The organism is Paraburkholderia sp., from assembly GCF_028283785.1.
GTDB lineage: Bacteria > Pseudomonadota > Gammaproteobacteria > Burkholderiales > Burkholderiaceae > Paraburkholderia.
The window spans coordinates 52,211-66,903 of record NZ_JAPWKB010000005.1 but is presented as its reverse complement, the minus strand read 5'-3'; the positions used below and the strand labels follow the sequence as shown (position 1 = coordinate 66,903).

The window sequence follows — 14,693 nt, the reverse complement described above, 5'->3', positions numbered from 1 at the left end:
AAGGCAAACGGCGAGCCGCGCGCAGGCGTGGCATCGATCGGGCCTGGCCTGCCAGCAAGCGGCATATGGGCATTTCTTTTATTCTTTCACCCTCGACGCCCGCCGATGCAAATTCCGGCGTGGCATCACCTCACACTTTGAAATCTGGAGAACTCACATGGGCAAACAGGCAATCGGCGTGGTGGGCTTGGCGGTCATGGGCCGCAATCTGGCACTCAACATCGAAAGCCGCGGCCACGCGGTGTCGGTGTTCAATCGCAGCCGCGAGAAAGCCGACGAGCTGATCGCAGAGTTCCCCGACCGCAAACTCGTGCCGGCTTTCACGCTGGAAGAATTCGTGGAATCGCTGGAAAAGCCGCGACGCATTCTGCTGATGGTCAAGGCAGGCGAGCCGACCGACGCCACCATCGAATCACTGAAACCCCTGCTGGACAAGGGCGACATTCTGATCGACGGCGGCAATACGCACTTCACGGACACCATCCGCCGTAATCAGGAACTGGCGAAGGCCGGTCTGCATTTCATCGGCACGGGCGTGTCGGGTGGCGAAGAAGGCGCATTGAAAGGTCCGTCGATCATGCCGGGCGGTCAACGCGACGCGTACGACCTGGTCGCCCCGATCCTCACCGAAATCGCCGCGAAGGCGCCGGACGGCGAGCCGTGCGTGGCGTACATGGGTCCGGACGGCGCGGGTCACTTCGTGAAGATGGTGCACAACGGCATCGAATACGGCGACATGCAGTTGATCGCCGAAAGCTATTCGGTGCTCAAGCAGGTGGTCGGTCTGTCGAACGAAGAACTCGGCAAGGTCTACACCGAATGGAACGAAGGCGAGCTCGACAGCTACCTGATCGAAATCACGTCGAAGATTTTCGGCAAGAAAGACGACGAAACCGGTAAGGATCTGGTCGATGTGATTCTCGATCGCGCCGCGCAAAAGGGCACGGGCAAGTGGACCAGCCAGAACGCGCTCGATCTCGGCGTGCCGCTGCCGCTGATCACGGAATCGGTGTTCGCGCGCGTGCTGTCGTCGTTGAAAGACCAGCGCGTGAAGGCGAGCAAGGTGCTCGAAGGACCGTCGCCGAAGGCCTTTAGTGGCGATCGCACAGCGTTTATCGAGGCGGTGCGCCGTGCTTTGTACTTCAGCAAGGTGATCTCGTACGCACAAGGTTTCGCGCAGTTGCGCGCGGCATCGGAAGAGTACAAATGGGATCTGGACTTCGGCACCATCGCGAAGATTTTCCGGGCCGGCTGCATCATCCGTGCGCGCTTCCTGCAGAAGATCACGGACGCGTACGCGAAGGACCACGCGCTCGCCAACCTGCTGCTCGATCCGTACTTCCACGACATCGCGAAGAACTACCAGCAGGCGCTGCGCGACGTGCTGATCGCGGCCGTGAATGCGGGCGTGCCGGTTCCGGCGTTCGCGTCGGCGGTGGCGTACTTCGACAGCTATCGCTCGGAACGTCTGCCGGCCAACCTGATCCAGGCGCAGCGCGATTTCTTCGGTGCGCACACGTTCGAGCGTCTCGACAAGCCGGGCAGCTTCCACGCGAACTGGGCATAAGCGCTGCACGAGACCGGGTTTGCGTACGCAACCCGGTCGCACGGCGTCGCCGCTTGTGTTTTGGGGGTTCAACCGGCGTTCGCACGGTTTTTTGTCGGCACTTGACTGCTTGGCAAAAATCGGTTCCGAGGCGTAATAGCCTTGTAATTTTTGCAGCAATCTATCGGGTCGATAGCCTTTGCGTCGGGAATTATTTCGATTTTAGAAAGAGAATATCTTGTAATTAGGGGTTTGCCCTAGGGCTCGGCGCGCCTAGACTTGTCATCAATCGCTGACGAACAACGCGTTCGAAGCGAACCACACAACAAGTTCGGAGGTCGTCATGAAATCGCTCATTTCCGCAGTTGCAGTTGCTGCCCTGTTTGCTGTTCCGGTCGCATCGTTTGCCCAATCGAACCAGCCGGTGACCCGCGCGCAAGTTCGCGCGGAACTGGCCCAGCTCGAACAGGCCGGCTACAACCCGGGGGCTGACCATGCAACGTATCCGGTCGAGATCCAGGCCGCAGAAAAGCGCGTCTCCACCGAAAACGGCACCGCGCAGGCACAAACGAGCGGTTACGGCTCACCGGCCGCAGGCACGTCGCAAGCCGGCCACCCGAACATCGGCCGCGGTCCGGGCTCGGTCTACTTCGGCAACTGATCTGGCGTGCATCGACGGCGCGAATACGCAGCGCGACGGACGGTGCGGCAGAGGCAGGCCGGGTAGGGCAAACGACGACTCCACGCGTCGTTAGTCTGAGGTTGTTGCAAAGAAAAGCCGCTGATCGCGAGATCGGCGGCTTTTTGATTATTGCGCGCGCATTCGCGCCGGATCTCAGCGCGACGGCAGATGCGGCACGGCTTCGTTATTGGTCAGGTTCAGTTGATGAATCTGCCGGTGCGCCTTGTTCAGCAGCGCCTGCGCCGCCACGCGCTGCGCTTCGAGTTGCGCGACTTCCTTGCGCACTTCGTGTTGCCGGCTGGTGACGGCCTGTTCTTGTACTGCGCCGCGTTGCAGGTTGTTGCGCAGGCGTTCCGCCTGCGCTTCCGATTGCGCGATCATCCGCGCCAGTTGCTCGTTTTGCGCCTCCAGTTGCGCGCGACGCGTCTCGCCTTCCGACAGTCGGGTCGCCTGTTCCTCGAAGTGACGAAACGCGACTTCGGCGGCGTCGAGGTCGACCGCTTTCAGCGCGCGCCAAAGCGTGCTCGCCTGATACATCGCGACGTAATACGTCATCTCTTTCGAGTGAAACAGCAGACTCACCGAATAGTCGAAGGTGCGAAACACACGGAACGGTTTCAACGCTTCTTCTTCCGCGAGCCATTCCACTTCCATCGTCTCGGCGAGTTGCACCGCGCGTCCGTTCGAATGCGACGGCACGACCGGGACGGGGCGCAACGTGGTGACCTGCTGACGCGCCTGTTCGACCGCGCCCGCATTCGCCGGTCCGATGCCGCCCTGGTCGCCCGATCCTGACGATTGCATTGCGTGGCCGGTCGCGTGATCGCCGGTGGGATCGTCGCGGTCCTGTCGTGAGCGCGTGTCTTGCTGCGTCGAATGAGTCAGCGTACCGGTCGCACCGCCGCCGTGGGCGACTTGCACGAGGTGGGAAGGGCCAGTGGCGGAAAATGCGCTGCGACGGTTCAGAAGGCTTTTCACGGCAGTTCCTCAGGGTGACTCGCCAGACAGGCAACGCCGCGCCGTCGATCAGGCCGGACGGCCGGCGCGACCCGCCTCGCGATAAGCGAAAGCGGCGCGCGCGGGCGCCGGAACACGCCCGCGTTTCGCGGTGAGGCTCAATGCAAGGTTCGGTGACGGCGGGCGATGTCGTCGAAGAGCGCTTCGCTCGGCTCAAGCGCAAGCAACCAGGATTCGTCGTAGCCGCTCAGGTTGTCGAGTGCTTCGCGCAGGCGTTCGAGTGCGATAGCCGGAATTTCGACGCTGGCTTCGACGCCGCTCGACAAACCCGCGACGCTGGCAAGTTGCACGAGCGCGTCGGCGGCCTCGGCGACGTCGGTGGCGAACACCAGATGCATATTCAGCAATTCGACCAGACCAGGTGTCGCCGCCACGTCTTCGACGCTCAATTGCAAGGCGAGAAATGTCGCTTTGTTCATGCCGTGCTCCTGCCGGAAAAGACAGCGCGGCGAACGTGTCGCCTTGGTTGATATGGCCGGGCGCCGATGCGATGGGCGCGCGTAAGGCTGTGCGGCGGCAAGAACCAGTATAGGCGAGCGTCGAATGGTTTCAATGATCCGATAAATCCGGGTTCGGGCCGGTAAAACAGGGTGTACGACCGTGGATCGGTACACGCAGCGCTGGCGGTGCACATTGCATCCGGTGCACCGCTTTGCGTCATCCCGTGCATGGGTACGGACCGTATGCGCCCTATAATGGGCGACTGGAAACGCGAACCTGTGAGCATCGAAACAGCGCGAGTACCCGCGTTTTCCAGACGAGGCACGCGAGTTGCGGTGGGCGACTTGCGAGGTAATTTCATCGGTCGATTCCTCCTCAACATGAAGATCATCCGCAGCAAGACGTTTACCGCGACACGCCCGTGGGGCGCACTCGACATTGCAAACATGCGCGGTATCACCACGCGCCTGCACTGGACGGATCAGCCATACAAATGGCACGTCAACGACGGCGAAGAAGTGTTCGCGGTGCTCGATGGCCGTGTGGAGATGCGCTACCGTGAAGCGGGGCAGGAGCAATCGGCGATTCTCGAAACCGGTGATGTTTTCTACGCGTCGGTCGGGACTGAGCACGTCGCGTTCCCGATTGGCGAAGCACGTATCCTGGTGGTCGAAACAGCGGGCAGTGTCTGAACGTCGTTTGAGTATCGCTCCGGAATGCGAAGTATCGCAACGGCTCGGCGGTCTTTGTTTTTTGTACTGTTGCTCGGGACGAAACGGGCTTGTGCGAAGGTTCCGGGTTTATCTGTCGGGGAGGCTGGATGAGGCTGAAACAGCGTCACGGGGCAATCACACCGGGCATTGCTGTGGGCGTCGCAATGCTGCTGGGCGCCTGCGCGGGACCGTCCTGGGATAGCGGCGATAGCACGTACCGGAGCGCCGCACCTGCCACGTCGACAAGCGGTTCGCGTCAGGTGCCCGCCGGTTATTACCGCGCGAATCCAGGTGACACCCTTGCCAGCATCGCGACTGCGTTCGCGCAGCGTCCGCAGGATATCGCGCTCTGGAACGGGCTCGCGCCGGGCACGCCGATCGTCGCCGGACAGGTGTTGCGCGTCGCGCCGCTGGCGAGCGGCGTCGCAAGCGGCAGCGGCGCGGTGCAATCGGGCGTGCTGATGTGGCCGTTGCGCGGCGCAGTGCTGAAACCGTTCGTGCCAGGCAAGACCAAGGGCATCGTGATTGCCGGCAAACCCGGCGATCTGGTGAAGGCGGCGGCCGCCGGGCGCGTCGTGTATGCGGGCACCGGCATCGAAGCCTACGGGCCGCTGATCATCATCAAGCATGACGACTCGCTGATCACCGCTTACGGACAGAACGGCACGGTGCTCGTGCGCGAAGGCGATGCGGTGACGCAAGGCCAGGCGATCGGCGAAGTCGGCAACGACGGCCAGGGTGGCGGCTCGATCCAGTTCGAGGTGCGCAAGGACGGTCATCCGGTCGATCCGTTGCCGTGGCTGCCGCGATGAACGCTACGGCGCGCTGACATGCCGTAGTGGGCCACGCGTGCGTTCCAGCAAGCGTCCAGTTGACATACACTCGATGGTTGTCCGGCCTTCGCGGCCGAAGCACACGTTCCATGTTTTCTTCTTACTCAGGAAAGTCTCATGATCGATTTGCGCAGCGATACCGTCACCCGGCCGAGTCAGGCCATGCTCACGGCCATGATGTCCGCCGAAACGGGCGATGATGTCTGGGGCGACGACCCGACGGTATTGCGCTTGCAGGCAACGGCAGCGGAACGCGCCGGCAAGGAAGCCGGGCTGTTTTTCCCGAGCGGCACGCAGAGCAATCTCGCGGCTTTGATGGCGCATTGCGGCCGCGGCGACGAATACATCGTGGGACAACTGGCGCACACGTACAAGTACGAAGGCGGCGGCGCAGCGGTGCTGGGCAGCATACAGCCGCAACCGCTCGAAAATGCCGCCGATGGTTCGTTGCCGCTCGAAAAGATCGCCGCTGCGATCAAGCCGCTCGACGATCACTTCGCCCGTACGCGTTTGCTCGCGCTGGAAAATACGATCGGCGGCAAGGTGCTTCCGGCGGGCTACGTCGATGAAGCGGTGCAGCTTGCGCGCAAGCATGGGCTGGCCACGCATCTCGACGGCGCACGCGTGTTCAACGCAGCGGTCGCGTCGGGCAAGCCGCTCGATGCGCTGTGCGCACCGTTCGATTCCGTGTCGATCTGTTTTTCGAAGGGGCTGGGCACGCCGGTCGGTTCGGTGCTGGTCGGCAGCAACGCGTTGCTGACGAGCGCGCATCGGTGGCGCAAGGTGCTGGGCGGCGGTATGCGTCAGTCGGGCTTGCTGGCGGCCGCGTGTCTGTACGCGCTGGATCACAACGTCGAACGCCTCGCCGACGATCACGCGAATGCCGCCCATCTCGCGGAATCGCTGGCCGGTGTCGATCAGGTGAAAGTGCAAGGCCACGCCACCAACATGGTGTTCGCGCAGTTTCCGCAGCAGCATTGCGCACCGCTCGAAGCGTGGCTCAAGGAGCGCGGCATCCTGATTCAGGCGTTGTACGCGTCGCGTTTCGTCACGCATCTGGACGTATCGCGCGCAGATATCGATACCTTCGTTGCGGCTGTCAAACAGTACTTCGCATCGCACTGATGCATGCATGCGTCATGCATGCATGAACACGCATGACGCCAGCGCATGCATGCGTCTGGCGCATGCGAGTTTTTCTCGCATGCGCGGCGCTCATGCGAACTACTTCGCGGCAGCGCGCCCGCTGTCCGGCGAGCGATGCGACGGCGCGAACAGTCTCAAGCCGCTTGCGACACTCGCCGCACCCGCGAAGACCGCGCCGGTGGCCAGCGCCAAGGTCGGCCCATGCCGTCCCGCGATACTGAAGCTCAACGCCACCAACGCCGCGCCGGTCGCCTGACCGATCAGACGCGCGGTCGCGACAATGCCGCTCGCACCACCGCTGCGCTCGGGCGGCGCGCTTGCCATCAAGGCCTTCAGATTCGGCGACTGGAAGAAGCCGAAGCCTGCGCCACACACCGCCATCCGGATCGCGATATCGAGCACGTGCGGCTGCGCGGGCAGCATCGCGAGCGACGCCATTCCCGCCGCCAGCACCGCCAGCCCGATCGCGCCGAGCAAGCCCGGCGGATAACGGTCCGACAGACGCCCGGCGAACGGCGCGGCCAGCGCCACCACGACGGGCCACGGCGTCATCAGGAAACCCGTGTCCACCTGACTGCGATGCAGCACATATTCGAAGTAGAACGGCAGCGACACGAACGCCAGCCCCTGCGCGGCGAACGAACACACGGCGGTCAGCGCCGATAGCGCGAACACCGGCCGCCTGAACAGATCCACCGGCAACATCGGCGCGGGATGACCCGCTTCGCGGCGCATCAGCAACGCGCCGAAGATCAACGTGACCGCGGCGGCGCCCAGCACGATCTCGATCGACGCCCGTTGCGCCGCTTCGCCGAGCGCGAGGATCAGCGCGGAAAACGTAATCACGTTCAGCACTGCGGCGATCGCGTCGAAGCGATAGGCGCCGCGCGATGTATGCGGCAACGCCGGCATCGCGAACGCAAGCGCGATCACGCCGAGCGGCACGTTGACCGCGAACAGCCACGGCCACGACGCCACCGACAGAATCAGCGACGCCACGGTCGGCCCGACGGCAAACGATACGCCGACGATCAGCGCATTCAGCCCGAGCCCGCGTCCCAGTCGATGCGGCGGAAACAGATAACGGATCAGCGCCGTGTTGACGCTCATGATCGCGCTCGCACCGAGTCCCTGGACGATGCGTGCGGCGGTCAGCATCGGCAGCGTGGAGGCGAGGGCGCAGCCGAGCGACGCCACCGTGAACAGCGCGATTCCGCCGATATAAATGCGCCGGTGGCCGACCAGATCGCCGAGCGTGGCGAGCGGCAGCAACGTCGCGACCATCGCCAGCTGATACGCGTTGATGATCCACACCGATGCCGCGGGCGCGGCGTTCAGGTCGGCGGCGATGGTCGGCAATGCGGTGTTGGCGATCGCGGTATCGAGCGTCGCGAGCGCGACGGCGAGCATCACGGCCGCCATCGCGCGGCGCTGGCTCGCGGACATGGGCGCGTCGTCGGGTAAGCGGGGAACAGCGCGAGGCGCAGCGGAAGCAGAGGAGGTGTTGTTGTCGGACACGGCGTTCGTTGGGAGGGTCGACGTGGCGTGGCAGGCGACGACTGCACGCGGCGAATGTAGCGATTGTTGCAGAAGCGTGCGAATTGCGCTGCGCAACCCATCCGTCGTCAGCGTGCTGAAAGGATGTATCGGAGGCAACTAACTGTCAGCCCGGTACGCGTCCTCGTGCATCGGAGCCGTCGCATTTTCCCGGTATTCATAAGACAAGCTTCGCAAAATATTCAGTCCGTTTTGTAACCGATGACGCCATCGATCAGAGGTTGTATCCCCTAAATTCCCTGGAGAAACTGTCGTCCAGCCGCGCCCGTTCCCGGCCCGCGCACCCGCGCCGACGCACGTTTCGCATCCGTACCCGCACCACGTTGGCGCGCGATCGGCGCCGTCCGCCGCCGAACCACGATGATTCCGTGGGCATGGGTTGTGCGTGGCCGAACTTCGCACGCCCCGCTGACGGGACGTCGCAAATGTCCTACTCTGCATATTTACCCGTTCAGACCGGCCTCGCCCCCGTCCGATCCTCGTGCGGTTCGCGCGTGCCGCGTCGCCTAACCGGAGGCATCGATGACAGCCGTGGACCTGGAGTTCGACCAGCTCAACAGTACCGTCGACGCGCTACGGCGCTCAATTTCGAACCGCATGATGTACGGCGTCGGCAAGGACGCCGTGACGGCCCGTCCGCATGACTGGCTACATGCTGCAGCGCTCGCCGTCCGCGACCGGCTGGTCGCCCGCTGGATGAAAACCACGCGCCTGCAATACGAGCAGGATGTGAAGCGCGTCTACTACCTTTCGATGGAGTTTCTGATCGGGCGCACGTTCACCAACGCGCTGCTCGCGCTCGGCATCTACGATCAGATGCGCGAGGCGCTCGCCAGTCTCGGCGTCGATATGGACGCGCTCACCGACATGGAACCGGACGCCGCGCTCGGCAACGGCGGCCTGGGACGGCTCGCCGCCTGTTTCCTCGATTCGATGGCGACGCTCGGCATTCCGGGCTTTGGTTACGGCATCCGCTACGAATACGGGATGTTCCGTCAGCAGATCGTCAACGGCGAGCAGGTCGAAGCGCCGGATTACTGGCTGCGTGTCGGGAATCCGTGGGAATTTCCGCGCGCCGAAATCCAGTACCTCGTGCACTTCGGCGGACGCACCGTGCAGCGTGGCGAACACGTCGAATGGATCGACACGCAGCACGTCAATGCGATGGCCTACGACACGGTGATCCCCGGCTACGCGACGACCGCGACCAACACGCTGCGGCTATGGTCCGCGCGCGCGACCGAAGAACTCGATCTCTCCGCATTCAACCGTGGCGACTATCGCAGTGCGGTCGATGCGAAGAACATGTCGGAAAACGTCTCCCGTCTGCTGTATCCGGACGACTCGACGCCGGCCGGGCGCGAGTTGCGTCTGCGTCAGGAGTACTTCTTCGTATCGGCGACGATGCAGGATCTGATCCGGCGTTATCAGCGCACGCACAGCACGTTCGGCCGCTTCTCGGACAAGGTCGCGGTGCATCTGAACGACACCCATCCGGTGCTGGCGATTCCCGAGCTGATGCGCTTGCTGGTGGATATCCATCATCTGCCGTGGGAAACGGCATGGCATCACGTCGAGAAGATGTTCTCGTACACGAATCACACGCTGATGCCCGAAGCGCTCGAAACCTGGGATGTCGAAATGCTCGCGCGTCTGTTGCCGCGACATCTCGAGATCATCTTCGAGATCAATGCGCAGTTTTTGAAGCACGTCAGCGAACGGTCCAATCACGATGCGGAGATGATCCGCCGCATTTCGCTGGTGGATGAATACGGCCAACGCCGCGTGCGGATGGCGTATCTGGCGATCGTCGCCAGTCACAAGGTGAACGGCGTGTCGAAGTTGCATTCGCAACTGATGACGCGCGATATCTTCGCGGATTTCGCGCGGCTGTATCCGGAGCGATTCACCAACGTGACGAACGGCATCACGCCGCGTCGATGGCTGGCGCAGGCCAGTCAACCGTTGTCGTCGTTGATCGATTCGACGATCGGCGACGGCTGGCGGCGCGATCTGTTCCAGTTGTCGAAACTTGCCGATCTACGCAACGACTCCGCGTTTACCGATGCATTTCGCGAGGCGAAGCGACAGAACAAGATGCGACTGGTGCAACGACTCGCGCACTACACGAAGATGCCGTTCAATCCGGATGCGCTGTTCGATCTGCAGGTCAAACGGATTCACGAATACAAACGTCAGTTGCTGAACGTGCTGCACGTGATCGTCCGCTACAACCAGATTCGCGAGAATCCGGAGGCCGATTGGGTGCCGCGTGTCGTGATGTTCGCGGGCAAGGCCGCGTCTGCATACCGGATGGCGAAGACGATCATCAAGCTGATCGGCGATGTCGGCGAAAAGGTCAATCACGATCCGTTGATCGGCGACCGGCTGAAAGTGGTTTTCGTGCCGAACTACGGCGTGAGCGTCGCGGAACTGATCATTCCGGCCGCCGATCTCTCCGAACAGATTTCGATGGCAGGAACCGAGGCATCGGGCACCGGCAACATGAAGCTTGCGTTGAACGGCGCGTTGACGATCGGCACGCTCGACGGCGCGAACATCGAGATCTGCGATGCGGTGGGCCGCGAGAACATCTTTATCTTCGGTCACGACGCCGACGAAGTGGACGAACTGCGTGCGAAGGGATATCGGCCGCGTCAGTTGTATGAGGAAAATCCGGAACTGCGACTCGCGCTCGATCAGATTCGCACTGGTTTCTTCTCGCCGGACGATCCGTTGCGCTTCTCGGACATCTTCCATACGCTGGTGGATTGGGGCGATCACTACATGGTGCTCGCCGACTTTGCCGCGTTCGCGAAAGCGCAGGACGAAGTCGATCAGCGGTTCGTCGATACCGATGCGTGGACGTCGAGCGCGATTGCGAACGTGGCCGGCATGGGGCAGTTTTCGTCCGACCGGACCATCGCCGAGTACGCGCGCGATATCTGGCACGTGAAGCCGGTGAGTATCGAATGACGACCGTTTGACGCGATGGACGTGAGCGCGGTTGCAGGTTGCCGCTGAAAACCAAAAGGCCGCGCATCGTTGCGCGGCCTTTTTTATGGCGTTGTTAGCGTTGATTTACGCGCGAGAACGTCAGGGCGCGAAACGCTCGTTCTCGACCGACGCGCGCAAGCCGACCTGCCGGTGCGGGAAATCGATCAGCACGTCGATTTTCTGCATGGCCATCAGTCCGATCACGATCCGGTTGATGCCCGCGGGCTTCTTCACGATAGTGACTTGCGCACTGTCGTAGCGATGCGTCCACTTGCCGATACCGAGCGCCACGTCGAAGTTGCCTTGCTTCATCACCGCGTGGTCGCCGGCGTCGTCTACCCAGTTCGGTACGGTGTCGGTTTCGATCCGGACCATCCCGGTGCTGCCCGTCGAAAATACGACCGGCGCGCAGTAGCGCATCTTGTCCGCAACCTGCACGCAGCCGACCGGCCACTGCGGCTCGCCGTCTTTCGATACGGACATCGGCGCCATCGTGAAGCTTTTCGTCAGCGTGTCGGAGGGGCTCAGCAGCAGAAACGGATTGTCGAAGCTGGACCGCACGAAATAGCGTTGACCGAGATTGCCCGGCAGCGCGCGCAGCGGTTGCGTGCAGCAGCTGTCGTCCGGCTGCTGTAAACCGACGCCGTACAGACCCGAGAACGCCCAGCCGAATTCACCCGTGTAGCCGTCGATGGCGACGCATTTCTTGTCGATCGACAGGCAGTGCACGTCGTTGACGGCCTGCACGGTCAGATCGACGCTTTTCGTGCCGATCAGGCTAACCGGCACGCTGACCGACGGTCCGGACACCTGCGCGTTGTTGGCGAACACCAGCGTGCTGTTCGATCCCGCCGACGCATCACCCTGGCGGGGCAACACCGACGACAGCACGCGCACGCCCTGCGTGCCGGTGTCGAGCGCGACATACACGGACTTGCCGTCGAGTTGCACGGGCAAGCCTAGCCGCGCGTGATCCTGGTCCGCGCGCTCGACGTGCAGCGGAATCATCACGCCGTCGTTGCCGTTGTTGATCAGCTTCGCTTCGGTGGCGGGCGGCGTCGGCACGGGGAAGCTGACCGCGCAGCCGCTCAACGACACGACGCCTGCGATCGCAGCGGCGGCGAGCCGCGTGCGGCCTTCGCGCAGGCCAGGAATGGCGACGGAAAAGAAAGCGGATACCGGATGGGACCGCGAGTGGAAGAACGACGAAAACATCAGCGCACACTTCGAAAAAAGGCGTGTCCCTGCGGGAGGCGGTGCATCGGAAGTGCGGCGGCGAAAAGAGGCGGCAGCGGCACCGAGCGGCCAGACGAGGGCTTCAGCGGGCGGAGCCGCGACACTTTCGTAGCCTGCAGGAGGGAACGCGGATCAAGGGAGCGCTGACTGTAACCGCGTCGTTATATCGAATTGAAAAACTGTGTGGATTTTTGATGCCGCGTAATTGCGCGCTACATTCGTGAGCGCGACATCGGGCGTCGTGGTCGCGATCCTGATCGTGATCGCACGACTGGGCTTCGGACGAAGCCGTCGTGCGTCGCGGGTTGGGTTCAGGCGTCCGGCGTGCCGGTCGGCGCCGCAGCGGCTGCGGCTGCGGATGCCGCCGCCGTGGCCGCTGCCGCAAGCGCGTCGTTGACGTACTGTTCGACGCGCTGGACGAATTCGAGGTCGGTGCTGAGCAGCGCTTCACGTTCGCCGGTGGCGGTCGTCACGTGTAGGCGATGCGTGACGTCCTGCGTCGCCCACGTGAGCCAGCCGACCACGGCCAGCATCGCGCCGCAGACGAGACCGGCCGACGATCGCGTCACGCCGCCGATAATCGCAACGATCACGCCGATCACCGAAATGCTGACGGGCAAGATGCGGTTCTTCTGTACGGTGACGATGCGCACGCTTTGAATTTCGCGCAACGGAAAAACCTGGCCGGCGGCCGACAGCGCATTACGCGTCACCGAGACGCCACGTTCGTTAAAAGGGGTGTCCATCGATTCAAATGCCAGGGTGAGAAAGGTCGCAGCGTACCAGACTTCAAACGACTGGCGAAACGGGTTTTTGGGGAGCCCGTAACGCCTGCCGCTTCAGGTTTTTGTAGCCGGTCGACTAAAAATATCGGTCACCGGATTTTATGCCCGATTCACCCTGGTTATTTCTTCGCCATTCTTACATCCGGATGCCCGATGCCCGACGATCACGGCACGCCGCGTTCCGGCGATTCACTGTCCGGCTGCAGCGCCAGCGGTTCGGCCACGGTGACGAGCAGCAGCAGACAGAGCAGGGCCGTGCCGACCATATACAGAAACACGCTGGTCCAGCTGAACCGGTCGAGCAGGATGCCGACCGCGAGCGGTGCACAGGCGCCGCCGATCTGTCCCACGCAATTGACGATGCCAAACGCGGTCGGATAGGTCGATTTGGTGGTGAGCGCCATCGGATACGCGGAGTATCCCGCGAAGCCGATCCCGAGCATGAGCCCCGACATCACGAGCGTGACGCCGAGATAAACGGGACTATCCGGTGCATCGATCAGCAACACCATCATGATGACCGTGCCGAGCGCGCCCAGCATCATCATCGGCTTGCGCCGGCCGTTCAGCAGCCGGTCCGAGATCAGTCCGCCGAGCATGTTGCCCGCCACGGCGCCGACGAACGGCGCGGATGCGAAAAAGCCCATCTTCAGCGACGCGAAGCCCTTGACCGTCACCAGATAGGTCGGTATCCACGACATGAAGATATTGCTGATGCCGATCATGCAGCCGTAGCCGAGCGCGACGCCGAGAATATTCCACGAGCCGAATACCTGACGCAGCGTTTCCAGTTGCGTCAGACGTCCCGTGCGATTGATCGCGTCGAGATAGGGGATGCGTTTGACGGGCGCGGCCTGACCGGCGCGCTTCGACTGCAGATCGCCATGCTGACGCGATCCTTCGTCGACGATATAGCGTTGTTCCGCAGGCGAGCAAAACCGGTTTTCGCCGGGCGAATTCGTGACCAGCATCATCCACAGGATCGCGAACAGAACGCCGGGAATCGCGAACACGAAGAAGATCTCGCGCCATCCCCACAACTGGATCACGGCGATGCACACGGTCGGCACGATCAACGGTCCGAGCTTGGAGGCCGCGATCCACAGTCCGGTTGCGGTGCCTTTTTCGCGCGCGGGAAACCAGCGGTTGATCACGTTGGTACACCCGATTCCCAGCGGTCCTTCCGATAAGCCGAGACCCACGCGATACGCCTGCAACAGAAACACCGACGACGTCGTGCCCATCAGCCCGGTGAAGATCGACGTCAGGATCATGAACACCGAGAACAGCATGCCGGCCGTCTTTTCGCTGAGCCGTTTGTAGAGGAGGCCGACCGGAATCTGCACGAAGCCGTACGCGAACGAGAACAGGCTGACGATCAGGCCGGCCTGGGTATTGGTGATGCCGTACTCCTTCTTCAGAAACGGCAGCGCGATACCGAAGTTGGCGCGGTCGGCGCAGGCAATCGCCCAGATGCAGAAGATCAGGCCCATCACGACCCAGCGGTGACTCGTGCGTTTGTCCGTGATGGGTTTTGCGTCGGCGGATGTGACGACGGTGTCGGCATTACTCATGTGAATTCCTCCCGAAGCATCGGCGCAGGCGACGCATCGCCCGACGCCCGATGCCGTCTCCGGTGTTCGAGCCTGGCTACAGGAACAGGCCGCGCGGCGCTCGCGCGGCGATGACGACTCGCGTGGCGCCGCTTAACGCGGCCAGCCGCGTTTCGTAGCCGGAAGG

General features: G+C 62.7%; 12 protein-coding genes. 6 read left to right on the top strand and 6 right to left on the bottom strand.

The window, feature by feature from the left end; translation table 11 throughout:
• Window positions 1-157 precede the first annotated feature (157 nt).
• Entirely contained in the window at window positions 158-1,567 is a 1,410-nt protein-coding gene (gndA, locus tag PW947_RS04380; RefSeq protein ID WP_299629851.1) for an NADP-dependent phosphogluconate dehydrogenase, read from the top strand.
• Between the two features lie 322 nt (window positions 1,568-1,889).
• Complete coding sequence (locus tag PW947_RS04375; RefSeq protein ID WP_299629850.1) at window positions 1,890-2,207, top strand: DUF4148 domain-containing protein; 318 nt, start codon at window positions 1,890-1,892, stop codon at window positions 2,205-2,207.
• Between the two features lie 174 nt (window positions 2,208-2,381).
• On the opposite strand, the gene PW947_RS04370 is transcribed toward PW947_RS04375, so the two are convergent.
• Together PW947_RS04370 and PW947_RS04365 are read right to left on the bottom strand one after the other, a co-directional pair.
• A complete protein-coding gene (locus PW947_RS04370) occupies window positions 2,382-3,206 on the bottom strand; it encodes a DUF2968 domain-containing protein (RefSeq protein WP_299629849.1) in 825 nt (274 codons plus the stop codon).
• A gap of 137 nt (window positions 3,207-3,343) precedes the next feature.
• A complete protein-coding gene (locus PW947_RS04365) occupies window positions 3,344-3,664 on the bottom strand; it encodes a hypothetical protein (protein ID WP_299629848.1) in 321 nt (106 codons plus the stop codon).
• Between the two features lie 402 nt (window positions 3,665-4,066).
• Here PW947_RS04365 and PW947_RS04360 point away from each other — a divergent pair, with 402 nt between their 5' ends.
• The 3 genes from PW947_RS04360 (at window position 4,067) to ltaE (ending at window position 6,357) form a co-directional block, all read left to right on the top strand.
• Window positions 4,067-4,378: a cupin domain-containing protein gene (locus tag PW947_RS04360; protein WP_299630569.1), complete on the top strand. Its 312-nt coding sequence runs from the start codon at window positions 4,067-4,069 to the stop codon at window positions 4,376-4,378.
• Between the two features lie 128 nt (window positions 4,379-4,506).
• Window positions 4,507-5,211 carry a peptidoglycan DD-metalloendopeptidase family protein gene (locus PW947_RS04355; RefSeq protein ID WP_299629847.1) on the top strand — a complete coding sequence of 235 codons (705 nt, stop codon included), beginning with the start codon at window positions 4,507-4,509 and terminating at the stop codon, window positions 5,209-5,211.
• A gap of 138 nt (window positions 5,212-5,349) precedes the next feature.
• The gene (gene ltaE, locus PW947_RS04350; RefSeq protein WP_299629846.1) at window positions 5,350-6,357 is read left to right on the top strand and encodes a low-specificity L-threonine aldolase; all 1,008 of its coding nucleotides are present in this window, start codon (window positions 5,350-5,352) and stop codon (window positions 6,355-6,357) included.
• 99 nt (window positions 6,358-6,456) lie between these two features.
• On the opposite strand, the gene PW947_RS04345 is transcribed toward ltaE, so the two are convergent.
• Window positions 6,457-7,824 carry an MFS transporter gene (locus PW947_RS04345; protein ID WP_299629845.1) on the bottom strand — a complete coding sequence of 456 codons (1,368 nt, stop codon included), beginning with the start codon at window positions 7,822-7,824 and terminating at the stop codon, window positions 6,457-6,459.
• A 633-nt stretch (window positions 7,825-8,457) separates the two neighbouring features.
• Between PW947_RS04345 and PW947_RS04340 the strand changes: the two genes are divergently transcribed.
• Window positions 8,458-10,911, top strand: coding sequence for a glycogen/starch/alpha-glucan phosphorylase (locus PW947_RS04340; RefSeq protein WP_299629844.1), 2,454 nt, complete (start codon window positions 8,458-8,460; stop codon window positions 10,909-10,911).
• A gap of 120 nt (window positions 10,912-11,031) precedes the next feature.
• On the opposite strand, the gene PW947_RS04335 is transcribed toward PW947_RS04340, so the two are convergent.
• From PW947_RS04335 to PW947_RS04325, 3 genes are all read right to left on the bottom strand, one after another.
• Window positions 11,032-12,147 carry a hypothetical protein gene (locus tag PW947_RS04335; RefSeq protein WP_299629843.1) on the bottom strand — a complete coding sequence of 372 codons (1,116 nt, stop codon included), beginning with the start codon at window positions 12,145-12,147 and terminating at the stop codon, window positions 11,032-11,034.
• A 332-nt stretch (window positions 12,148-12,479) separates the two neighbouring features.
• Window positions 12,480-12,914 (bottom strand): DUF6232 family protein, encoded by a 435-nt coding sequence (locus PW947_RS04330; protein WP_299629842.1) that lies wholly within the window; start codon window positions 12,912-12,914, stop codon window positions 12,480-12,482.
• Between the two features lie 203 nt (window positions 12,915-13,117).
• On the bottom strand, window positions 13,118-14,527 hold the full coding sequence (locus tag PW947_RS04325) for an MFS transporter (RefSeq protein ID WP_299629841.1): 1,410 nt from the start codon (window positions 14,525-14,527) through the stop codon (window positions 13,118-13,120).
• Window positions 14,528-14,693 lie beyond the last annotated feature (166 nt).